Source organism: Stenotrophomonas maltophilia (assembly GCF_047782825.1).
Classification (GTDB): Bacteria; Pseudomonadota; Gammaproteobacteria; order Xanthomonadales; family Xanthomonadaceae; genus Stenotrophomonas.
This window is the reverse complement of sequence record NZ_CP180589.1, coordinates 744,889-767,584: the sequence shown is the minus strand read 5'-3', so window position 1 is coordinate 767,584 and position 22,696 is coordinate 744,889. Positions and strand designations below refer to the sequence as shown.

The following is a 22,696-nucleotide window of genomic DNA, read 5'->3' as shown; positions in this document are numbered from 1 at the left end:
GGGCGGCCCCGGCCGGGACTATGCTCCGCCAGCGCGGGAGGCCGTCGGCACCCACGACCTGCGGTTTCCGCTGTCCCCAACGAGGATTCCACGATGGCGAACGTCTTCCCGCATCTGGGCCTGCTGGCGATCTACAGCCTCGCCCTTCCCGCAACCAGCCTGGCCCAGGACGCATCGATCGGCTTCGGGCAGGCCGACATCAGCACCCAGTCCAGCAGCACGTCACAGACCACGCAGACCACCCAGACCACCACCGGATCGACCCAGGACGACACCTCGGGCAAGGACCAGGGCGACTCGAACTTCGGTAATTTCGGCTCGACGAGTACCGAGACCAACAGCAGTGGCAGTTCGCATTCCGAATCGCGCAGCCACAGTTCAGGCGTCGACATCGAGATCGGCCGCCGTGACGACAGCGGCGACGACTGGGGCAATGACGGTCATCACGGCGGCTGGTCGGTGCGCGACAGCGATATGTTCGGCGACTGGACCCTGGGCCAGGAGAGCGGCAACAGCTGCACCATCACCCTGAAGGACAGCCAGTGGTTTGGTGGCTACGGCGCATGGGTGCCGGCCGGCTGCCCGGATGATTTCTTCTCGGTCAACCGCTGGCTGCTGTCGGGCAGCCAACTGCTGCTGACCGATACCAACAACAAGGTGATCGGCCGCTTCCGCCCGTCCGGCGGTGGGCGCTGGTCGGGCCGCCGCGAATCGGATGGCGCACGCCTGTACCTCAACCCCCGCGGCCACTGACCGCTGCAGTGCCGGCGTGACGCCCGCCGCCGCGGACCTCACGCCGGCATCACCGGAAAACGCAGGACGCTAACAATTGCCCCCTTAGCGTGGACCCTGCAACGCCCTTCCTGATCGACGCCTGCGCGCCTGCCATGGATGAAGCTTCCCGTCTTTGCGAAATCGAACGCCTGGGGGTTCTTGATACCCCGCCCGAGCCGGTCTTCGACGCCATCGTCGCTGCCGCGCGCGCGGCCACCGGCATGCCGATGGGGCTCATTTCCATCGTCGCCGAGCACCGGCAGTGGTTCAAGGCCAACATCGGCCTGCCCGATACGCGTGAAACGCCGCGCAACATTTCCTTCTGCACCCACGCCATCGAGCAGGACACGCTGCTGGAAATTCCCGATGCGCACCAGGACCCGCGCTTCGCCAGCAATCCACTGGTCACCGGCGGGCCGCGCATCCGCCACTACGCCGGCATTCCGCTGGGTACTGCGCATGGCGCCCGCATCGGCACGCTGTGCCTGCTGGACACGTTGCCGGGCGTGCTGTCGCCTTCCCAGCGTGAGCTGATGGTGCATCTGGGCCGGGTCACCACCCAGGTGCTGGAACAACGCGCAGCACTGATGCAGAAGGTGGACCAGGCGCAGGCACTGCACCGCGAACTGAAGCGCAGCGAGGATTTCCTGGAACGCACGAACACCGCGGCCAAGGTGGGCGGCTGGGAACTGGACCTGACCAGCAACGAAGTGCGCTGGACGCGCGAAACCAAACAGATCCACGGTGTACGTGCGGCTTACCAACCCACACTGGACAACGCGCTGTCGTTCTACCGCGAGGACAGCCGCGCGATCATCGAGGCATCGGTGCAGCGCTGCGTCGAAGCAGGCACGCCGTGGGAAGTACAGCTGCCGATGACCACCGCCGATGGACGCGCCATCTGGACGCGGGTGGTCGGCAGCCGCCAGCAGGTCGAAGGCCGCCCGCGCCTGGTCGGTGCCATCCAGGACATCACCGATGAGCGCGCCGTGCTGGATGCGCTGGAAGCCAGCGAGGTCCGCTATCGCCGCCTGTTCCATTACAGCCTGGGCCTGATCTGCACGCACACGCTCGATGGCACCCTGACCTCGGTCAATCCGGCGGCAGTGCAGTCGCTGGGCTTCCCGGAAAGCCAGATGGTCGGCCGCAGCCTGTGCGACCTGATGCCGCCCGAGAAACGCGAGGCGTTCAGGGCCTACCTGAAACGGATTGAAGCCAACCACACCGACGCCGGGGTGATCGAACTGATCGCTGCCGATGGCACCCGCCGCTACTGGGCCTACCACAACGTGCTGGACAGCGAAGCGCATCCCCCGTTCGTGCTGGGCCATGCGCAGGACGTGACCGCTCTGCGGCTGCAGGAGGCACGCCTGCGCGAGCTGTCACAGAAGGATCCCCTCACCCTGTGCCACAACCGCCGCTACCTGCACCGCCTCGAGCAACTGGAAGCCGAACCCTGGGCCTGCCTGGTCTTCGATCTGGATCACTTCAAGCAGATCAACGACACCCAGGGCCACCGCCGTGGCGACGCCATCCTGGTCGAGTTCGCCGCCTTCCTGCATTCCGCACTCGGCCCGGCGGAAACCGCAGTCCGCCTGGGCGGCGATGAATTCCTGGTGGTACTGATGAACCCCGAGGAAGGCCGACTGCAGGCATTGGAACGCTGGTATGAAACCCACGCGGGAACCTCGCCCATTGCCTTCTCGATGGGCGCGGCCACGCACACGCCGGGCGAAGCGGTGGCCGATACCATCCATCGCGCGGACAGCGGCCTGTACAGCGCCCGCGCCCGTGTGCGCCGGGACACCCGTGACGAAGAGCCGGGCGCAACGCCCTCACCCTGATCCCCCATCGGCGCCACATCGGGCTCCACATCGGATTGAGTCTTCCATCACACACCGCAGGCACGGCTGCGGGCACCCTGTAAGCCAGGTCCAACGGAGACATCCGCCATGCCCAATACCGGTCGATTTTTTGTACTGGCCCTTGATGCCGACCGGGACGCCGCAGGTGCCATCACCCAGGTCCGTTCCATGGCACTGCGCTGCGAAGCCTGTGGCAAGGTGACGCGCACTGAAGGCGAGCAGATCGCGCGCATGAACGGTGGCACGGTGCTCGCGTGTACTCACTGCGGTGCCACCCAGGCCGTGGCCAATGCGCGGCTGGTGGAATGTGACCACCTGCTGCCTGCAGCGTCAGCGGCAGAGCCCGCATCGCTGCCCGCGCGCAGCCGCAACTGACCTTTCAGCGACTGGGATCGGTCGGCACAGGGCCTGCCAGGAAGCGCGTCATCCGGTCCAGCTCATCGTCCAGCGCGTTGCGGAACAGCACCTCGCGGGGCGCCTTGCCGCTGGCATAGCCGAACTCCGGCATCAGCACCCCCTGCGCGGCACCGATGTTGGCCCAGCCGATCACCTGGTCACGCCACAGCAGCGGCAACGCGTAGTAACCGTATCGGCGCTTCGCCGCCGGGGTATAGGCCTCGAACTTGTATTCCCATCCCCACAGCAGTTCAAAACGGCGTCGATCCCACACGATGGGGTCGAACGGCGCCAGCAGCCGCACCTGTTCATCAGGCTGATGGCGGCGACTGCGCGGGTTCTCGTCAACCGGCCAGTACCACAGCGTCCCGTCGATGCTGACGCTGGCCAGCGACTGCCGGGCCTGGACCAGCGCCTGGCGGATGGGTGCGGCCATATGCGGCGCACCGTAACCCAGCAGCCTGGCCAGATAGGTCAAGCTGGCGGCGGGCAGCGGTGCGTACTTGCGCACGATCAAGTTGATCAGCGCTGCCGCACGTGCGGCCTCGGCCGCAGCACTGGCGTCGGCCGGCGCATGCGCGGCGACGCTGTAGATGCGGGTGCCACGGTCGCGACGCTGCACGCGCAGCATGCCGCGATAGTGCATGCCATCGAGCAGGTGGGTGCTGGCGTTGCTGGTGCCGCCCCAGTAGTTGGTCACCCGGCCATGGGCGAAGGCCTGGTCCACCTCGCGCGGGTGCACGCTGCCACGTGCCTGTACGAACGCCAGCACCTCGGCGGCCTTGCGCCGGGTTGCCGCGTCCCAGGCCCGGGAAGACACCCGTGGGTGCATCAGCGCCAGATGCTCGCGCGGCAGGAACCCGTAGTTGACCAGGCAGTCCTCTTCCACCGGCAGCCGCGGATAGCGCCGCTCCAGATCACCGGCCTGATAGCCCTTCACCCGGTGCCGCAGGGTCAGGTCCTGCGCCCGCGCAGGTGCACGGATCGGATCGGCCTGCACGAACCCCAGCCGGCGGATCGCCGTCAGCAGCGTGGTGGGCGTGAACAGGGTGCGCGCAACCGCATGGCGGCGCAGGTCATCCAGGCTGGGCGTGGCAGGCATGGGCGCATTGTAGGGCCGCAGGGCTTCATCCGGTGGCCGACAAGGCCCCGTCTGCCGTCGGCTCGAGGAAACCCGTGGTTTTCTTTACGTCCACATAATCCACGCCGGGCAGCTGCCTGGCCAGCAGCCGCTGCACCTGTGCCGGGTCCAGCACATGCAGGGTCACGCGTGAGGTGTGGATGTCCAACCCGCAGAGAAACCTGATGTGGTGTTCCGCCATCAAGGCAACGACCCTGTCCTGGGTTGCGCGGAGCTCGCGCAGGCTGCGTGGCGCAGTTTCGGCAACGTAATCGGGATCCTGCGTATAGCGCGCCAGCTGCGCGGCCGCGTCATCGGTGAAGCGGACCACAATACGGAACGCTGGACTGTGCTCGATGTAGAGCCCGGCGAAGGTGGACGCCTGCTCCGCCGCCATGCGCGCGCCCAGCTTGCCGGCGGCCGGGCTCGCGCGAAGACGCCGTGCGGCCTCGGCAGCATCGACGTGGTAGGCGCGCATGTACCACTGCGACATGCCCCCGTCCGCCGGTACCGATACCGGTGCCGGTGCCGGTGGCGAAGCGGCGACCGCCCTTCCCTGCACGGCCATGACCATGGCCATGCCTATGGCCAGCGCTGTGATCCCCCGGAGCCGCATTGAACAGGCAGGTCCGTTTGCCATTGTCCTCTCCCGTTGCGGGCCGGTGATCGGCCCCGGCCTACTGTAGCGCCGATACCCGCGCGGATTCAGCGCAGCAGCTGGGCGTAGGCTGCCAGCAGCGCCAGGTGGCCCACGTAGTACACGTAGAACGCCCAGCGCCAGCGCGGCACGGTCCAACGCACCCGCACCACCGCCAGCAGCACCGGCACCGAGAACAGCGCCCAGCCATTGCCGTTGTGCCAGCACAGCGCCGCCAGGCCCAGCAGCGGCAGCCACCACAGCCGCCGCCGGAAGCCGATCCAGCCCAGCACCACCACGGCCACACCGATCCACTGGTAATCCACGAAGGCCGGCAGCACGCCGCCGGCCAGCAGCAGCGACCAGGCCCGCTGCCGTTCAAGGGCAAGGATGACCAGGGCGGCAACCACGAAGCTGAGCAGGATGTTCACCGGCACCCAGCCGCCGAAGGCCAGCGCATGCACGGGCTGGGCGATCACACCCCAGAACAGCAGGCGGCGGATTGATTTGCCCAGGTCGGCACCGGGCTGGGCCAGGTTGCAGGCCATCACCAGGGCGAACAGCGGAAACGCGACCCGGCCCAGTTCGCTGGCCACCGGCAGGTAGCCACCGAAGACCACCTTGGCGACGTGGTCGCCGGTCATCATGACCAGCGCCAGCCACTTCAGCAGCTCGCGCGCGCCGCTGCCCAGCGTGTAGGGCGTGGCGGCCACGCGCTCTGCTGCATCCTGCTGGTCCATCCCTTTCCCCGCACTGTCCAGCTGCAAAGACTACTTGAACGCGGTGCGCCATGACGATACCGCAGGCTTCCCGCTATCCTGCCCGTCCCGCTTGTGAGACACCGCCATGCGCACCCTCTACCCGCCCACCACGCCCTACCGCGAGCACCGCCTGCCGGTGGATGGCCTGCATACCCTGCACATCGAGGAATGCGGCAACCCGGATGGCATTCCCGCCGTGTTCCTGCACGGCGGCCCTGGCGCGGGCGTGTCACCCACGCATCGGCGCTTCTTCGACCCGGCGCGCTACCGCATCGTGCTGATCGACCAGCGCGGTTCCGGTCGCTCCACCCCGTTCGGCGAGCTGCGCGACAACACCACCGCGCATCTGGTGGCCGATGTGGAACGCGTGCGCGAGCACCTTGGCATCGAACGCTGGCTGGTGTTCGGTGGCTCCTGGGGTTCGACCCTGGCGCTGGCCTATGCGCAGGCCCATCCCGGACGTGCCACCGGCGTGATCGTGCGCGGCGTGTACCTGGGCCGTGCCGAAGAGAATGCCTGGTTCAACCAGGCCGAGGGCGGTGCGCGCTGGATCTTCCCCGAACGCTGGGCGCGCTATGAAGCGCATGTTCCCGAAGATGAGCGTGGCGACCTGATTGCTGCGTACTGGAAGCGCCTGGACAGCCCCGATGAGGCCACCCGCATCGCGGCGGCAATGGCGTGGCTGGGCTGGGAAGACAACGCCGCGACGCTGGCCCACGACGTGGACGCAGTCTCCGATGCGGACCCGCTGGATACGCTGGCCAAGGCGCGGATCGAGGCGCATTACTTCCGCCACAACGCGTTCCTTGAACACGGCCAACTGCTGCGCGGCGTCGATCGCATCCGTCACCTGCCCGCCGTGATCGTACAGGGCCGCTACGACATCATCTGCCCGGCGCGCAGTGCCTGGGACCTGGCCTGTGCCTGGCCGGAAGCACGGCTGGAAATGGTGCTGTCTGGCCACAGCGCCACCGAACCGGCCACCACCGATGCGCTGGTACGCGCAACCGACGCGTTCGCCGACCATTCTGCGCGCACGTAGATCCACGCCATGCGTGGATGCCGGTCGCCGCACAGCGCACCAAACGCAGCCGAGCATGGCTCGGCTCTGCAGAACCTGTGCGGCGCCTATACCAGCGTATATCCGCGCTTACCCACGGGCATCTAGGCCCCGGCCCATTCAGGCGCGGACAATAGCGCCACTGGCCTGCACCGGCCCCTTCCCACGGAGACGCTGATGGACCCCGACCCTGCCGGGCGCGACGCGCCCCGGATCGCAGACCCCTGCCTATTGCTGGCGCCCGCCGCCGGCTCCTGTCCGCACGCGTGATGGGGGCCCCGGGCGTCGCCTGCCCGGAGAATCCCCATGTCCTACAAGATCCTCTACATCACCCTGCGCCGCCTGATTGGCGAGCGCGATGTCGCCGCCCTGCGCAGCCACCTGCTGCTGCACGGCCCGGCGCTGTTCGCCCGTGGCCTGGCACTGGGCTCACCGCGGGTGGTTGCCGACGCCCTGTCGCTGCTGCCGATCAGCGAGCGCATCAACGTGCTGCGCCACCTGCCCAACCCCCTGCGTGATGCGATGAAGCCGCTGTGCGTCGGCGGCAGCCAACGCCTGTATCTGCAGCCCCGATCACCGTCGCTGATGACCCCGCGCCACGCCTGATCCACCCACGACCCCGCCACGGCCGGGTCGGCACTTCGAGGATGACCCCATGAGCCTGCTCAACGCCTGGTTCAATGCCTTCCTGCGCAGCCGTCGCGCGGGCAACCTGTTCCGCCGCCGCGCCTTGCCGGAGGAAGGCTTCGGCCGTGGCGCCGCTGATTCGGCGCCGCTGGCCCTGACCGAAGGCCTGCTGGCCTTCGCCCGCTACGACGAAGCCAGGGTGCTTGCCGCGCTGGCCTCGCACAGCGATGGGCTGGGCATGCACGAAGCGCAGGAACGCCTGGCCCGGCTGGGGCCGAACGAGGTCGATCACGAAAAGCCGCTGCCGTGGTGGCGTCACCTGTGGCAGTGCTACCGCAACCCGTTCAACCTGCTGCTGAGCGTGCTGGCGGCGGTTTCCTGGCTGACCGAAGATGCCAAGGCCACCGTGGTCATCGGCGCGATGGTGCTGCTGTCCACCCTCATCCGCTTCGTCCAGGAGGGCCGCTCCAACCGCGCCGCCGAACGGCTGAAGGCGCTGGTCGGCAATACTGCCCGGGTACTGCGGCGCAGCTCCGGCACCGAGGCGGCGGAGCTGGCCGACCAGTACTTCGGTGCGCATCTGCACAGCCGCCGTCCGGCGCGCCTGCTGGACCTGCCCATCCGCGAACTGGTGCCCGGCGACCACATCGTGCTGTCGGCCGGCGACATGATCCCGGCCGACTGCCGGGTGCTGACCGCCAAGGATCTGTTCGTTGCCCAGGCGGCCATGACCGGTGAGTCGCTGCCGGTGGAAAAGTTCGCACAGCCGGGCCGCGCACAGGCCGGACTGATGGAACAGGCCAACCTGCTGTTCATGGGCACCAACGTGGTCTCCGGCACGGCCACGGCCGTGGTGCTCGCCACCGGCAACCAGACCTACTTCGGCACGCTGGCCCATCGCAGCACCGCCAGCGAGCGTGCGCCCACCGCGTTCCAGGCCGGGGTGAACAGTGTCAGCTGGCTGCTGATCCGCTTCGCCCTGGTGATGGTGCCGTTCGTGCTGCTCATCAATGGCTGGACCAAGGGCGATTGGACAGAAGCGTTCCTGTTCGCGCTGTCGGTGGCGGTGGGCCTGACCCCGGAAATGCTGCCGATGATCGTCACCTCCACCCTGGCCAAGGGCGCGGTGCTGCTGTCGCGGCAGCAGGTGATCGTCAAGCGCCTGGATGCCATCCAGAATTTCGGCGCGATGGAGGTGCTGTGCACCGACAAGACCGGCACCCTCACCCAGGACCGCATCGCGCTGGAGCGGCATACCGATGTGTTCGGCCAGGATTCGGAGGACGTGCTGAAATTCGCCTACCTCAACAGCCACTTCCAGACCGGTCTGATCAACCTGCTGGACCGCGCCGTGCTCGAACACGTGGAACTGCAGAGCTCGCTGCGCCTGTCGCAGGACTACCGCAAGGTGGACGAGATCCCGTTCGACTTCGAGCGCCGCCGCATGTCGGTGGTGGTGGCCGAACGCGATGACCACCACGAGCTGATCTGCAAGGGCGCGGTGGAGGAGATGCTGGCCGTCTGCACCACCGTGCGCGAGGGTGACACCGACCAGCCGCTGGACGAGGCACGCCTGGCGCGGGTCAGGCAGACCACCGAGGAGCTGAACGAACAGGGCCTGCGCGTGGTGGCCGTGGCGATGAAGGAGACCGCGGCCAGCCAGGCGGTCTATTCGCAGGCCGACGAGAGCGGGCTCACCCTGGTCGGCTACGTGGCCTTCCTCGATCCGCCGAAGGAATCGGCCGCGCAGGCGCTGCAGGCCCTGGCCGCGCATGGCGTGGAGGTGAAGGTTTTCACCGGCGACAACGAGCTGGTGACCGCGCGCGTCTGTTCCCAGGTGGGGCTGGACGTGGCTGCGATCATGACCGGGCCACAGATCGAGCGCATGGACGATGCAGCACTGTCGCAGGCACTGCAGCAGCACCGGGTATTCGCCCGCCTGACCCCGCTGCACAAGGAACGCCTGGTGCGCCAGCTGCGTGCGCAGGGCAAGGTGGTGGGTTTCCTGGGCGACGGCATCAACGACGCCCCCGCACTGCGCGCGGCCGACATCGGCATCAGCGTGGACAGCGCCGTGGACATCGCCAAGGAAGCGGCCGACATCATCCTGCTGGAAAAGAGCCTGATGGTGCTGGAGGACGGCGTGGTGCAAGGCCGGCGCACATTCTGCAACATGCTCAAGTACATCCGCATGACCGCCAGTTCCAACTTCGGCAACGTGTTCTCGGTCCTGGTGGCCTCGGCCTTCCTGCCGTTCCTGCCGATGCTGCCGCTGCAGCTGCTGGTGCAGAACCTGCTGTACGACATCTCGCAGATCGCCATCCCGTTCGACAACGTGGACGAGGAACTGGTGCGCCGGCCGCTGAAGTGGAACCCGGCCGACATCGGGCGCTTCATGGTGTTCTTCGGGCCGATCAGCTCCATCTTCGACCTGAGCTGCTTCGCCCTGATGTGGTACGTGTTCGATGCCCGCACGCCCGCCGACCAGGGCCTGTTCCAGTCCGGCTGGTTCGTGGTGGGCCTGCTGACCCAGACCCTGATCGTGCACATGATCCGCACGCCCAAGGTGCCCTTCCTGCAGAGCATCGCCGCGCCGCCGCTGCTGTTGATGACCGGGGCGATCATGGCCATTGGCGTGGTGCTGCCGATGAGCCCGCTGGCCGGCTACTTCAAGCTGCAGGCACTGCCGGCGGGCTACTGGCCGTTCCTGGTGGCGATCCTGTTCGGCTATGCGGCGTTGACCACCGCCCTGAAGCGCATCTACATCCGCCGCTATGGGTGGCAGTGAATGCTGGGCGTGCAGCTGAACCTGCCCCCGTTCGACGCCGGGGCGACGCTGGGGTCGCTGCTGAGCCTGTCGGTGGCGTTCGTGCTGGGTGCGGCCATCGGCCTGGAGCGGCAGCTGCGCCAGCGCACCGCGGGGCTGCGCACCAATACGCTGGTGGCCGTGGGTGCCGCCGTGTTCGTCGACCTGGCCGTGCGCTTCCACGACCTGTACGGCGGCCCGCCGTCGCCGCTGCATGTGGTGGCCTATGTGATTTCCGGCGTGGGCTTCCTTGGCGCCGGCGCGATCATGAAGGACGGCGCACAGGTGTCCGGCCTGAACACCGCTGCCACCTTGTGGGGCTCGGCAGCGGTGGGCGCCTGCGCCGGCATCAAGCTGCTTCCCGAGGCGGTGCTGGCGGCGGTGTTCGTACTGGCCGCCAACACCCTGCTGCGGCCGGTGGTGAACCGCATCCAGCGGCAGCCGCTGCCGGAAGCATTCAGCGAAGCGACCTATGCGATCAACGTGGTCTGTCTTCGCGAGCAGCAGGCCGAGGTGCTGGACCGGTTGCTGCTGTTGCTGGAGCAGGCGCAGTACCCGGTGCGCGCAGTCGACCAGCGGCCGTTCGGCGAACGCGATGTGGAGATTGAAGCGGTGCTGTACGCCACCGCAGTGGATGCGGCGGAACTGGATGCGGTGCTGGCCACGCTGGCCGGTGCCGAGGGCGTGCTGCAGGGCTTCTGGAATGCAAGCCTGGAGGAGTAATGCCGGCCGGCGGCCGGCAACCTCATGCACTGCGCGAACACCCTGCAGATGCCGGCCGGCGGCCGGCCCTACCCTGCCTCCCTCCGGCGCACGCCGACCGGGGCCGGCAGCTACCGGACAACGCTTTGCTATCCTTTCCACCCACGCCAGGGAGCCGTCCCGATGTCGTCGCTGTCGCCCCGCCGCCCGCTGGTTCTGCTCGCCCTGATCGTGGTGATGGTGGCGATCTTCCTGCTCGACACCGTCACCGACTATGCCGTGGCCGCCGCCTGCTTCTACGCGGCGGTCATCCTCGCGGCGTCGCGCGTGCTGCCGCCGCGCGGCCTGATCATCCTGGCCGCCGCCTGCATCGCCCTCACCGGCCTGAGCTTCTTCCTCACCCGCTTCGGCACCTATCGCATCGGCCTGGTCAATTCGGCCATCGGCATGCTGGTCATCGGCATCACCACCTGGCTGGTGCTGAAGATGGAAGCGGCCAAGGCCGCCGTGCAGGAAGCGCAGGCGCGGCTGCTGCGGGTCGCGCGGGCATCCACCGTGGGTGAGCTGACCACCTCGATTGCCCATGAGGTGAACCAGCCCCTGGCCGCCATCGCCAGCAGTGCCGAAGCCAGCCAGCGCTGGTTGGCGCAATCGCCCCCGAACGTGGACAAGGCATTGCAGGGCCTCGGACGCATCCTCGCCGATGCGCATCGCGCCAGTGACGTGATCGCCCGCATCCGCGGCCTGACCCGGGGCGCCGCGCCCGAGCGCCGCGCATTCGATCTGAACGACGCCGTGCAGGACATGCTGGCGCTGTCGCGCAGCGAACTGGACCAGCACGGCGTCGACGTCGCCCTGCTGCTGGGCGCCGAACTGCCCTGCGTCTACGCCGATCCCGTGCAGGTCCAGCAGGTGATCGGCAACCTGCTGCTCAACGCCGTGGATGCCATGGCCGGCATGCCGGCCGGCGAGCGTCGGCTGTCACTGGTGACCGCGCGCGACGGCCAGGGCCAGGTCAGCCTGAGCGTGCGCGACCGTGGCATCGGCCTGCCGGCCGAGCAGCCGGACCGTGTCTTCGATGCGTTCTGGACCACCAAGGCCCAGGGCCTTGGGCTGGGCCTGAGCCTGAGCCGTACCATGATCGAAGCCAATGGCGGCCACATCCGCGCCGAGCGTCCCGCCGGCGGTGGCGCCTGTTTCGTGTTCGACCTGCCCACCACCGGAAGCGAGCCCCATGCGTAAGCCCCTGCCCCCTGCTGCCGAGCCGGTGCCCGTCGTCTACGTGGTGGATGACGATGCCTCCGTGCGCGCGGCACTGGAGGACCTGCTGGCCTCGATGGGCCTGCAGGTGCGGGCGTTCGCCTCCACCCAGGCCTTCCTCGACCACCCGCGCAGCGACGCGCCGGCCTGCCTGGTGCTGGACGTGCGCATGCCCGGCCAGAGCGGACTGGATTTCCACCGCAGCATGGGCGCGCTGGGGCTGCAGCTGCCGGTGGTCTTCATCACCGGCCATGGCGACATCGCCATGGGCGTGAACGCGATGAAGGACGGCGCCATCGAATTCCTGACCAAGCCCTTCCGCGATCAGGAGCTGCTGGATGCCATCCACAAGGGCATCGCCCTGGATCGTGAGCGGCGCCGCGAGGGCGAGGCGCTGGGCGAGCTGCTGGCGCGCTGGAACACGCTCAGCACCGGCGAATGCGAGGTGGTGGACGGCGTGGTGCGCGGGCGTCTGAACAAGCAGATCGCCGCCGACCTGGGGGTCAGCGAGATCACCGTGAAAGTGCGCCGCGCACAGGTGATGCGCAAGATGGGTGCGCGCACCCTGGTCGATCTGGTGCGCATGTACGACCGCCTGCAGGCAGCTGGCGCGTAGCGGCCTGCGGGTCACTCACGGCCCTCGCAGAGCGGCATCGCGACCGCACGCAGGCTGCCGCTTCACCCGGCCATCACTACCGCTACAATGACCCGGTAATCGCCAGGGGGCGATCTGCAGGGAACGCTTCCGCCATGCTTGTACAGGACACCGCACCCGCGCTTGACCGGTCTGCCGCCGCCTGCGGCCCCGCGTGCCACCATCGCACCCCCACTGCCCCTCTTCTCTGCCCTGCCCGCTGCGCGCGGCGGGGTTTCCGCCATATGCCCTGACCGGAGCGTCGACATGTCCGAGACCCTCATTCCCGCCATTGCCTCCAGCGCGGCACCGATCAAGTACCTGGACCGCGCCATGGCTACCCTGCGCAGCCTGGGCCTGGCGGCCCCGCAGGACAACAACGCCCCGGCCGTCGCCCTGGTTTCGCAGCTGTCCACGCTGGACCAGGGCCGGGTGGTGGCCATCGCCCGCGTGCTGCAGCAGTCCGGCCACTTCAATGCCGTGATGCGTGATGAAATCACCTCGGCCAAGGTGTCCGACCGCTACACCGAGATCGTCCGTGCCTTCGACAGCATCCGCGATGATGCCCAGACCATGGTCGAGCAGGTCCGTGATGGAAAGATCGACATGGGCGAGCGCCTGCAGAACCTGTGGATGAAGGTCACCCGTGGCGACATCCCCAGCCGCTTCGAGAAGATCCGCCGTACCTTCCTGGAGGTGAGCCGCGATTCGGCCGACCAGCTGCAGCGCGAAGCGCGCGTGCTGGACATGTACGGCGATTTCCGCCTGTCGATCAAGGATGCCGAGATCCAGGCCCATGAGCTGCTGAAGCTGCAGGAGCAGGTGCTGGCCGATGCCCGCGTGGCGCTGCAGCAGGCCCAGGCCCGGGTCGAGGCCGTAGCAGCGGACGCCGACCCGGCCGATACCGGCCGCCGGGTGATGGCGCGTGACGAAGCACTGCGCGCCAACCAGACCGAGGAGTCCCGCTTCCAGCTGGCCAAGGAACTGGCCGAAAACCTGCAGGTGAACTACGCCACGTCCGAAGCCATCATGCTGCGCGTGCACCAGTCGCACGAGGTCAAGCGCCGGGTCAACGAGCGCTCGGTGGTGTTCTTCTCCACCAATGAAACCAGCTTCACCGCCTTGAACCTGGCCTTCACCACGCAGATGGGCCTGCACGAATCGACGCAGGCACTCAATGCGATGACCGAAGGTACCTCCAAGGGCCTGGAAGCGGTGGCCAGCATCGGCGACGACGTGCTCCACGAGGGCCTGAAGGCCGGCTACGGCGCTACCATCGGTGTCGACTCGGTGCGCAAGCTGGTCGACGCCGTGGTCCGTTTCCAGGAAACCTCGCTGCAGGAAATCGAGCAGCTGCGCACCCAGGCGACCCGCGATTCGGCCGAGATTGCCGCCTACGTTGAACAGGGCAAGCAGCGTTTTGCCGCCCTGCTGGTCGCCCCGCCGGCGCAGGACGCCCGCTGAGGTGAGCGCGACGATGGCCCCGGGCGAGCTGCAGGACGCGCTGCTGACCATGGATGTGGTCGACCAGCTGCGCTACCGCAATGCCGAAATGAAGGCACTGGCCGACAGCGGCCACGACCGGGCCGGGCTGAAACGCCGGCTGCAGGAGCTGTACCGCTCGCAGGGCATCGAGGTGACCGATGAGATCCTCGAGGCCGGCATCGACGCGCAGCGCGAACAGCGCTACCTGTACGTGGCCCCGGCGGGATTCAAGGCCTGGCTGGCGCGGCGCTGGATCGACCGCCGTCGCCTGCTTGCGTGGGCCGCGGCCCTCGCCGCGGCGCTGCTGCTGATCACCTTGCTGGCCCTGGTGGCACGCAGCGTCGGCGCCATGGCGCAGGAAGATGCCCGGCAGAAGAACGTGCGCGCGCTCAACGACAAGGTCGACGCACAGGAACGCGCGGTAGCGGCCGCGCGCGGCCTGCTGGGCAAGCAGGAGCAGCTCCTGCAGGGCGTGCTGCCGCGGGCGGCCGCCAGCGGCGACCGGCTGCAGGCGCAGGTGGACAGTGTGCAGGCCGCATTGGCCGACGCACGCCGCCGCTTCGAGGCGATTCCGGGCCAGGCCACGGGCACGCCCCTGCCTGTGCTCGTGCGCAGGGACGAGGTGACCCGCAGCAGCGGGGGAGATGCGCTGACCGGTGCCCAGGCTGCGGCCAGCGTTGAGCAGCAGCGCCTGGATGCCGAGCAGGCCCTGAACCACGCCCGCGAAGCACTGCCCACCGTGATCGAGCGCATGACCACCCTGCTCGCGGCGGTCGACAGCAGCGAGCAGCTGGAAGCCAGCAACAGCGCCGCCAAGGCGGCGGCCCTGAGCGACGAGGCCGAACGTGCCCGCCAGCGCGCCTATACCGCCGGTGATGCGGCACTGCGCGCCGGCGACAACGCCGCCGCCGGCCAGGCGGTTGCCACGTTGAAGGGGCTGGTCGGCAGCGCGGCCAAACTGGCTGGCCTGCGTGAGCAGCTGGCCCAGCTGAAGGCCGATGGCCTGGCCACCGGCGTGGCCGGCGAGGACCTCCAACGTTTCGAGCGTGCGCTGGGCCGTGCCGCCACCCTCGCCCGCGTCGATACCCTGGACCAGGCCGAACCGGCGCTGCAGGACGTCGCCCGCCTGGTCGCCGTGCTGTCGGACACGCTCAGCTACCGCATCGTCAACCGCGACAACGAACGTACCGGCGTGTGGCGCTACAGCGAAAAGGCCAATGGCGGGCGCAACTACTACCTGGTGGTGGAAGCGCTGGACGAAGCCGGCAGCGCCACCCTGATGCCGGTCCGCAACGAGGAAACCGGCGTGGAAGAACTGACCTCGCTGTTCGCCGTGCGCGTACCGAAAAGCACGTACGACCGCGTCGCTGCCGACAAGCAGGACAACGGCATCATTGAAGACGATCTGATCGGCAGCAAGCCGCGCGGCAGCCTGTCGCCACGCTTCCGCATGCCGACCATCGGCGGCTACATCACCGAATGGTGAGGCGCGAGGAACCGGTATGAGTGGATACATCGCAGCCATCGGCAACGTCCGCGACGAGATCGCCAAGGCGCAGGCGCAACTGGCCGGCCACAGCGACCAGTGCACGGCCCTGCTGAAGGAGCAGGAGATCCTGCGCGGGCAGGTGCGTGGCGACTTCAACCTGCTGGCCCGCCTGCAGGCCGAGGCGACTGCGGGCGCGGCGCCGGACGTGGCCCGAGACCTGCTGGACCTGTCCAGCGCGGACCTGGAACGGCGCACGCGCAGGATCGCCGTGCTGGACGATGAACTGAAGCAGTTGCTGGACACCGAGCAGCAGCTGCAGCAGAGCACCCACGACGCGACCGCGCGCCGCGATGCAGCCGATGACCAGCTGCAGCAGCTGCGCGACCAGGTCGAGGCACGCCTGTGCACCGGGCAGGACTTCCTTGCCCTGCGCGACGCGCTGCAGCTGGCCGAGGCGCGGGCAGACACCGTGGACCGCATGGCGACCTCGGCGCAGGCCGAGCACGACGCCAAGGCCGGCGCCTACCAGGCCGACCCGGTGTTCCGCTACCTGCTGTCGCGCGATTTCGGCGGCAACAGCTATCGCGGCTGGCCACTGGTGCGCACCGTCGATGGCTGGCTGGCCGAGCTGTGCGGCTTCGCCCGGGCGCGCCGCGAATACGCCACGCTGGTCGAGCTGCCGCCCTACCTGCGGCAGCATGCCGGTCAGGCCCGTGACGAGATCGAAGCCGTACGCCAACCGCTGCAGAACATGCGTGAAGCGGCCCTGGCCGAGGCCGGCGGCGATCCGCTGCGGCAGGTCCTGCAAAGTGCACAGGCCATGCTGGCGCAGGCGCTGCTGGCCGAGCAGCTGCAGCGCCAGGCGGTGGATGGCACGCAGTCACAGATCGACGCCATGCGCAGCTGGACCGACAGCGAAGGCGCATCCCTGCTCGCCACCCTGGCGCGCACGCTGTCGTCGCGGAGCCTGGAGGACCTTTATCATCGGGTAGCGGCTACGGCCACCGCCGAGGACGACGCCGTGCTTGAACGCATCCACGGCACGCGCGTGCGCCTGAACGCGATCGAGGCTGAGCTGGGTGAGCGCAGCGGCGACATGGCCGCGCTGAAGCGCAGCCTGGACAACCTGCAGTCGGCACTGCGGAGCTACCAGCTGGCCGCCGACCAGGAGCGGAGCTTCCGCGAAGCCGAAGTGCGCCGGACCACCCACACCATCGCCACGTCGTTCTTCTCCACGACCACCCGCAGCAGCAACCGCAGTCAGCCCACACGTTCGTCCGCTGGCCTGTTCGACTGGGCGGGCGGCTCCAGCCGTTCCAGCCGTCCGGATTCAAGCGCACGCTCCAGCAGCCGGGGCTCCAGTTCGAGTTCCAGCTCAGGCTCCAGCGGCGGCGGTGGCTTCCGCAGCGGTGGCGGCGTCAGCGGCGGTGGCGGGTTCAAGACCGGCGGCGGATTCTAGCCTGCGGCGCGCCGCCGGGCGCGCTTCAGCCGCGTGTCGGCCAGGCCCACCATCAGCAGTATCACGCTGGTCAGCCAACCCGCGGCCAACAGATGCATGTGCGGCAAGGCCACCCCCAGCAGCACCAGCACCGCCACCCCCAGCAGGTGCGAGCGCGGCACCTGCCCGTACACCGCGCGCTTGTACAGCGCGCTGCCCAGCAGGTAGATCAGCGGGCCGGCCACCAGCATGGCGGCCTGCGGCAGGCCCACCGCCGCACCCGGCGCGTCCATCACCAGGTCGTTGCCCACCGCGGTGGCGATGATCCCGGCGATCAGCAGGGCATGCACGTAATGAAAATAGGCGCCAATACGGCCGGGATCATCCGACCGGGTGATGGTATCGGTGGCATCCTCGCTGGAGATGCCGAAGTACAACCACCACATGGCCAGGGTGCCGGCAAAGGTGGCCAGCACCGCAGACACGACCTCGCCGCTCCAGTGTGGCGCTTCGCTCAGCACCCCGCCGGTGGCCAGCAGGGTCTCACCCAGTGCGACGATCACGAACAGCTGGCAGCGTTCGGCCAGGTGCCCACCTTCAATGGTCCATTCGCGCGTGCGTGAGCGGCCCAGCCCGGGGAACGCGAAGCCGAACATGGGCGACAGGTACTCACAGGCCACTGCCACCGCCCACAGACCCAGGCGCAGGTTGCCCTCCGCTGCAGCACCGGCCATCCAGAAGCAGGCCGACACCAGCACCCACGCCAGCATGCGCCGGAAGTTCGGTGCCAGCACATGGCTGCGGCCCACTTCCCGTAGCACGAACGCCGTGCGCCCCACCTGCATCGTCACGTAGGCCCCGGCGAACACCCAGGCGCGCTCGCTGAACGCATCGGGGATGGAGGAAGACATCAGCAGCGCCAGCAGCATGGTGGCGAACAGCAGCGCGCGGATGCGCGGCGCCTGCGGATCGAACCAGTTACTCACCCAGCATGCGTACTGCCAGCCCAGCCATACCGCAAACCACAGCACCAGGGTCTGCAGCACCCCCAGCAGGCCCAGGTGGTGCAGCAGGTGGTGGCTGAGCTGGGTGACCGCGAACACGTAGACCAGATCGAAGAACAGCTCTTCGTAGGTCACCCGGGCGTGGTGGCCATCGCGGCGACGCAGGGCGGGAACACGGATGCCTGAAGCCATGGAAACTCCTGGTGGATGACCGAGCCAGCAGCGGCCCTTATTGGAGCCATGAGGAATACGCGAAACGCGTGAAGAAAAGGCCGTGATAGCGTTCCAGCACCTACCCACACAGCCCGCCCGCATGCCTTCCCGCACCGCTTTCCTCGCCGCCCTCGCTCTCGCCACCACCCTGCCACTGGCCGCCCGCGCCGCCGACCCTGCGCTGCCGCAGCTGCGCGCCTACACGGTCGATGCCTCCTGGCTGCAGCCGATGGCACCGCTGCAGATTGCCGACCACACCTGGCAGATCGGTACCGAGGATCTGACTGCCCTGCTGGTGCAGACCCCGCAGGGGGCCGTGCTGCTGGATGGCGGCATGCCGCAGATGGCCGGCCACCTGCTGCACAACCTGCAGCAGCGCGGCGTCGCCCCCGGCGACCTGCGCCTGATCCTGCTCAGCCATGCCCATGCCGACCACGCCGGGCCGGTGGCCGAGCTCAAGCGCGCCACCGGCGCGCAGGTCCTGGCCAATGCGGAAAGCGCGGTCCTGCTGGCGCGCGGCGGCAGCAACGATCTGCACTTCGCCGATCGCATCACCTTCCCGCCGGCCACCACCGACCGCATCATCATGGACGGTGAAACCGTCGAACTGGGCGGCATGCGTTTCACTGCCCATTTCATGCCCGGCCACACCCCCGGCAGCACCGCCTGGACCTGGACCGATACCCGCAACGGCACGCCGGTCCGCATTGCCTACGCCGACAGCCTGAGTGCGCCGGGCTACAGGCTGCAGGGCAACCCGCGCTACCCGCACCTGGTCGAGGACTACCGCCGCAGTTTCGCCACCGTACGCGCCCTGCCCTGCGACCTGCTGCTGACACCGCACCCCGGGGCCAGCGGCTGGAACTACGCCGCCGGTGCGGCGGCCGCTGCCAAGGCCCTGACCTGCCAGAGCTACGCCGATACCGCCGAACGCAGCTTCGACGCACAGCTGGCCCGGCAGAAGGCCGATGCGCGCTGACCGGCGCCCGGCCTGCGCCACTTGCACCACGGTTGCGACTGTGGCGTGATGGCGGCGGCCGGCACCGATGGTGGTGCCGGCCTCTCCACTACGGAAACCCACCCATGAATGGACTCATGCGCGCCCTGCTGCTCCTCACCCTGTGCCTGGCCCCGGCGTTGGCCCACGCCGACGAACTGAGCGAGCGCCAAAGCGAAACCCGCCAGGCCAGCCAACTGTTCGAGAAGCAGGATTTCGCCACGCTTGAACGGCTGGCCACGCGCTACCGGCAACCGGACCAGCGCTTTGGCAGTGGTGTCTGGAAACTGTCGACCTATTACGCCGGCCTGTCCCGCGCCTTCGATTACGGCCAGCACGATCCGGCCTACTGGCAGGCGCGCGAGAAGAGCGTCAAGGCGTGGCTGCAACGCTATCCGCAATCGCCGGCCGCGCACCTGACCCAAGCGCGGCTGCTGTCCCACCGCGGCTGGAGCATCCGTGGCAGCGGCTATGCCTCCACGGTGCGGCAGGAGGACTGGGCCCCGTTCCATGCCTACCAGCAGCAGGCCATCGACCATCTGCAGCAGCACAAGGACGTCGCATCGGTCGACCCGTACTGGTACGAGCTGATGGAGCACCTGGCCATCGAACGCAGCTGGACGCCGGAGCAGTTCATCGCCCTGCACGACGAAGGCATCGCCCGTTACCCCGATTACTACCCGCTGTACTTCGCTGCGGTGCGTTACTTCGCGCCGAAATGGGGTGGCGACCCGCAGAGCCTGGAACTGTACGCGCGCCGGGTGATGGCCATGGCGCCGCCGCGCGACCAGTACATGCTGTATGCACGCCTGTACTGGGTGGCCGCGCAGAACGATTACCAGCGCGGGCTGTTCAGTAAATCAGCGGTGGACTGGCCGACCATGCGGCGCGGCTTCGAGGACATGATGGCGCGCTATCCGGATGACTGGAACCTGCAGGCCTTCGCCTACTTCGCCTGCCTGGCCAATGACCGCGAGCAGGCGCGCGTGCTGATGGCGAAGATCGAGCAGCCGATCCTGGCGGTGTGGCGCGATACGGCGGACTATTACCGCTGTTCGTTCTCGCTGGATGAAGACACCAACCCGCATCTGGGCTGAATCCAGCACGCGCCGCAGCTCATGCCTGCGGTGTATCGACCGCAGCGCGCACCCGCACGGGAATCGACTTGGCCGCCGGCGTGCCGCTGATCTGGTCGTAGTAGTCCAGCGGCAGCAGCGGGTTCAGTTCCGGGTAGTAGCCGGCCAGCGCGCCGCGTGGCATCGGGTAGTCCAGCACCGTCAGCCCATCGATGCGGCGCACCATGCCATCGGTGCTGATCGTTTCCAGGCTTACCCGCGCTTCCTTGCCCAGGCCACGCGCCAGCCGGTCTTCGATGTTCATGAACACCACCTTGCGGTCGTTGTAGACGCCACGGTAGCGATCGCTGTAACTGTAGATGGTGGTGTTGTACTGGTCGTGCGAGCGCACCGTGGCCAGGCGCAGCATGTCCGGGTCATCCACCACGTCGTTCACGTCCAGGCCCGGCATCACCAGGATGTTGGCCTTGCCGGTATCGGTCGGCCAGACCCGGCGCCGTGGCGCGATATCCAGATGGAAGCCGTGTGGCTGCTGGATGCGCTCGTTGAAGCCGGTATAGATATCGGGGTACACCGCCGCGATCAGATCGCGGATGGGCGCGTAGTCGTGCATGCAGGCCGCCCAGTCCACACGGCTGTGCGGCAGGGTGGCCATGGCCATGCGGCAGACGATCTCCACCTCCGGCAGCAGCGCCTCGCTGACCGGCTCCAGCACACCGCGCGACGCCGTCACGTTCGACATCGCATCCTCGATGGTCACGAACTGCTCGCCGGCCGGGGTGCGGATCCATTCCGAACGTGCCACCACCGGCAGGATCAGTGCGTCGCGCCCATGCACCAGATGGCCGCGGTTGAGCTTGGTGGCGATGCCCACGGTCAGTTCCAGCCGGCGCATCGCCTCATAGGCGCGCGGCGTGTCCGGTACGGCGTGGATGAAGTTGCCGCCCAGGCCGATGAATACCCTGGCGGTGCCATCGAGCATGGCCTGGATCGACTCGACCACGTGGTGGCCGTGCTCACGCGGCGGGTCGAAGCCGAACACCTGCTGCACGCGGTCCAGGTAGGCGGGCTTGGGCTTTTCATCAATGCCCACGGTGCGGTCGCCCTGCACGTTGGAATGGCCGCGAATCGGCCCGATACCGGCGCCCGGCTTGCCGAAGTTGCCGCGCAACAGCAGCAGGTTGGCGACCTGCTGCAGCAGGCGTGAACCGTACTGGTGCTGGGTCAGGCCCATGCCATAGCAGATCACCGTGGCCTGCGAGCGCATGTAGATTTCCGCGCAGCGGCGGATCTGCGCCTGGGCGATGCCGGACACGCGCACGATCTCGTCCCAGTCCTGGGCCATCACGTCCTCGCGCAGCGCCGCCAGGCCCAGCGTGTGTTCGGCAAGGAAGGCGTGGTCAAGCACGGTTTCGCCCTGCGCCTCGCGCTCGAACATCACCTTCATCATGCCCTTGATCAGGGCCAGGTCACCGCCGATGCGGATGTGCACGAACTCGCTGGTGATCTCGGTCGAACCCAGCGTGGCCATCTGCACCACGTCCTGCGGTTCGGTGAAGCGGATCAGCGCGCGCTCGGGCATGGGGTTGACCGCCACGATCGGCACGCCGCGCTTGCGCGCCTCCACCAGGTTGCTCATCATCCGCGGCGAATTGGTGCCGGTGTTCTGGCCCATCACGAAGATCGCCTCGGCGTGCTCGAAATCGTCCAGCACGATGGTGCCCTTGCCTACCCCGATGGCCGGCGGCAGGCCACGGCTGGTGGGTTCATGGCACATGTTCGAGCAGTCGGGAAAATTGTTGGTGCCGAACTCGCGCACGAAGATCGAGTACAGGAACGCCGCCTCGTTGGGCGTACGCCCGGAGGTGTAGAACTCGGCCTGGTTGGGATCGTCCAGGGCCTGCAGGTGGCGTCCTATCAGGTCGAAGGCATCGTCCCAGGTGCAGGGCACGTAGTGATCGGTGGCCGCGTCGTAGCGCATCGGCTCGGTCAGCCGGCCCTGCATTTCCAGCCAGTAATCGGTCTGTGCCATCAACTCGGTGACGGTGTGCGCAGCGAACAGTTCGCGGGTCACCCGGTGTTCGGTGGCTTCCCAGGCCAGCGCCTTGGCGCCGTTCTCGCAGAATTCGAACTTGCGGCGGTGCTCGGCATCGGGGAACGCGCAGCTGGGGCACTTGAAGCCGCCCGGCTGGTTCATCGCCAGCAGCGCCTTGGAACCCTTGCCGACCACGCTCTGCTGCAGCAGCGCCTTGGCGGTCGCGCCGGCCGCACCCCAGCCCCCGGCCGGTTGGTTGTAAGGCTTGTAGCGCGGCGGCTTCTGCTCGGACATGGTCTTGAACCTGTTGGCGCGGA

At 68.2% G+C, this 22,696-nt stretch carries 19 protein-coding genes; 14 read left to right on the top strand and 5 right to left on the bottom strand.

Translation table 11 applies throughout. The annotated features are described in order from the left end of the window. Nucleotides 1–93: 93 nt before the first annotated feature. The 3 genes from ACM2ZB_RS03515 to ACM2ZB_RS03505 all read left to right on the top strand — a co-directional run bounded on the left by ACM2ZB_RS03515 (nucleotide 94) and on the right by ACM2ZB_RS03505 (nucleotide 3,014). Nucleotides 94–753 (top strand): AprI/Inh family metalloprotease inhibitor, encoded by a 660-nt coding sequence (locus tag ACM2ZB_RS03515; protein WP_416057453.1) that lies wholly within the window; start codon nucleotides 94–96, stop codon nucleotides 751–753. A 134-nt stretch (nucleotides 754–887) separates the two neighbouring features. Then, a complete protein-coding gene (locus ACM2ZB_RS03510) occupies nucleotides 888–2,618 on the top strand; it encodes a diguanylate cyclase domain-containing protein (protein WP_416057452.1) in 1,731 nt (576 codons plus the stop codon). Nucleotides 2,619–2,726: 108 nt separating this feature from the next. Further along, nucleotides 2,727–3,014: a hypothetical protein gene (locus ACM2ZB_RS03505; RefSeq protein WP_416057451.1), complete on the top strand. Its 288-nt coding sequence runs from the start codon at nucleotides 2,727–2,729 to the stop codon at nucleotides 3,012–3,014. A 4-nt stretch (nucleotides 3,015–3,018) separates the two neighbouring features. Here ACM2ZB_RS03505 and ACM2ZB_RS03500 read toward each other — a convergent pair whose 3' ends face one another. From ACM2ZB_RS03500 to ACM2ZB_RS03490, 3 genes are all read right to left on the bottom strand, one after another. After that, nucleotides 3,019–4,137: a DNA glycosylase AlkZ-like family protein gene (locus tag ACM2ZB_RS03500; RefSeq protein ID WP_416057450.1), complete on the bottom strand. Its 1,119-nt coding sequence runs from the start codon at nucleotides 4,135–4,137 to the stop codon at nucleotides 3,019–3,021. A 25-nt stretch (nucleotides 4,138–4,162) separates the two neighbouring features. Continuing rightward, entirely contained in the window at nucleotides 4,163–4,648 is a 486-nt protein-coding gene (locus tag ACM2ZB_RS03495; RefSeq protein ID WP_416057449.1) for a hypothetical protein, read from the bottom strand. 212 nt (nucleotides 4,649–4,860) lie between these two features. Further along, a complete protein-coding gene (locus tag ACM2ZB_RS03490; protein WP_416057448.1) occupies nucleotides 4,861–5,532 on the bottom strand; it encodes a TraX family protein in 672 nt (223 codons plus the stop codon). Nucleotides 5,533–5,638: 106 nt separating this feature from the next. On the opposite strand from ACM2ZB_RS03490, the gene pip reads away from it, so the two are divergent. From pip to ACM2ZB_RS03445, 9 genes are all read left to right on the top strand, one after another. Beyond that, nucleotides 5,639–6,595, top strand: coding sequence for a prolyl aminopeptidase (gene pip / locus ACM2ZB_RS03485; protein WP_416057447.1), 957 nt, complete (start codon nucleotides 5,639–5,641; stop codon nucleotides 6,593–6,595). 324 nt (nucleotides 6,596–6,919) lie between these two features. Next, nucleotides 6,920–7,219, top strand: a complete 300-nt coding sequence (locus ACM2ZB_RS03480; RefSeq protein WP_416057446.1) for a hypothetical protein — start codon at nucleotides 6,920–6,922, stop codon at nucleotides 7,217–7,219. Nucleotides 7,220–7,268: 49 nt separating this feature from the next. Then, on the top strand, nucleotides 7,269–10,028 hold the full coding sequence (gene mgtA / locus ACM2ZB_RS03475) for a magnesium-translocating P-type ATPase (protein WP_416057445.1): 2,760 nt from the start codon (nucleotides 7,269–7,271) through the stop codon (nucleotides 10,026–10,028). After that, nucleotides 10,029–10,769, top strand: coding sequence for an MgtC/SapB family protein (locus ACM2ZB_RS03470; protein ID WP_416057444.1), 741 nt, complete (start codon nucleotides 10,029–10,031; stop codon nucleotides 10,767–10,769). It begins immediately after the preceding gene. 162 nt (nucleotides 10,770–10,931) lie between these two features. Then, nucleotides 10,932–11,990, top strand: coding sequence for a sensor histidine kinase (locus ACM2ZB_RS03465; protein ID WP_416057443.1), 1,059 nt, complete (start codon nucleotides 10,932–10,934; stop codon nucleotides 11,988–11,990). Further along, nucleotides 11,983–12,624, top strand: coding sequence for a response regulator transcription factor (locus ACM2ZB_RS03460; RefSeq protein WP_416057442.1), 642 nt, complete (start codon nucleotides 11,983–11,985; stop codon nucleotides 12,622–12,624). Before ACM2ZB_RS03465 ends, ACM2ZB_RS03460 begins: the two co-directional genes overlap by 8 nt. Nucleotides 12,625–12,909: 285 nt before the next feature. After that, nucleotides 12,910–14,106 carry a cell surface protein gene (locus tag ACM2ZB_RS03455; protein ID WP_416057441.1) on the top strand — a complete coding sequence of 399 codons (1,197 nt, stop codon included), beginning with the start codon at nucleotides 12,910–12,912 and terminating at the stop codon, nucleotides 14,104–14,106. Nucleotide 14,107: 1 nt separating this feature from the next. Beyond that, nucleotides 14,108–15,613, top strand: a complete 1,506-nt coding sequence (locus ACM2ZB_RS03450; protein ID WP_416057440.1) for a DUF6384 family protein — start codon at nucleotides 14,108–14,110, stop codon at nucleotides 15,611–15,613. Between the two features lie 16 nt (nucleotides 15,614–15,629). After that, on the top strand, nucleotides 15,630–17,075 hold the full coding sequence (locus ACM2ZB_RS03445; protein ID WP_416057439.1) for a hypothetical protein: 1,446 nt from the start codon (nucleotides 15,630–15,632) through the stop codon (nucleotides 17,073–17,075). Here ACM2ZB_RS03445 and ACM2ZB_RS03440 read toward each other — a convergent pair. Beyond that, the gene (locus ACM2ZB_RS03440; protein WP_416057438.1) at nucleotides 17,072–18,250 is read right to left on the bottom strand and encodes a low temperature requirement protein A; all 1,179 of its coding nucleotides are present in this window, start codon (nucleotides 18,248–18,250) and stop codon (nucleotides 17,072–17,074) included. The two genes, ACM2ZB_RS03445 and ACM2ZB_RS03440, sit on opposite strands and share 4 nt — an antisense overlap. Nucleotides 18,251–18,371: 121 nt before the next feature. Between ACM2ZB_RS03440 and blaL1 the strand changes: the two genes are divergently transcribed. Both blaL1 and ACM2ZB_RS03430 read left to right on the top strand, forming a co-directional pair. After that, entirely contained in the window at nucleotides 18,372–19,250 is an 879-nt protein-coding gene (gene blaL1, locus ACM2ZB_RS03435; RefSeq protein WP_416057437.1) for a L1 family subclass B3 metallo-beta-lactamase, read from the top strand. Nucleotides 19,251–19,354: 104 nt separating this feature from the next. Then, the gene (locus tag ACM2ZB_RS03430) at nucleotides 19,355–20,365 is read left to right on the top strand and encodes a cytoplasmic protein (RefSeq protein ID WP_416057436.1); all 1,011 of its coding nucleotides are present in this window, start codon (nucleotides 19,355–19,357) and stop codon (nucleotides 20,363–20,365) included. A gap of 19 nt (nucleotides 20,366–20,384) precedes the next feature. Here ACM2ZB_RS03430 and ACM2ZB_RS03425 read toward each other — a convergent pair whose 3' ends face one another. Next, nucleotides 20,385–22,673 (bottom strand): FdhF/YdeP family oxidoreductase, encoded by a 2,289-nt coding sequence (locus tag ACM2ZB_RS03425; protein ID WP_416057435.1) that lies wholly within the window; start codon nucleotides 22,671–22,673, stop codon nucleotides 20,385–20,387. Between the last annotated feature and the right edge of the window lie 23 nt (nucleotides 22,674–22,696).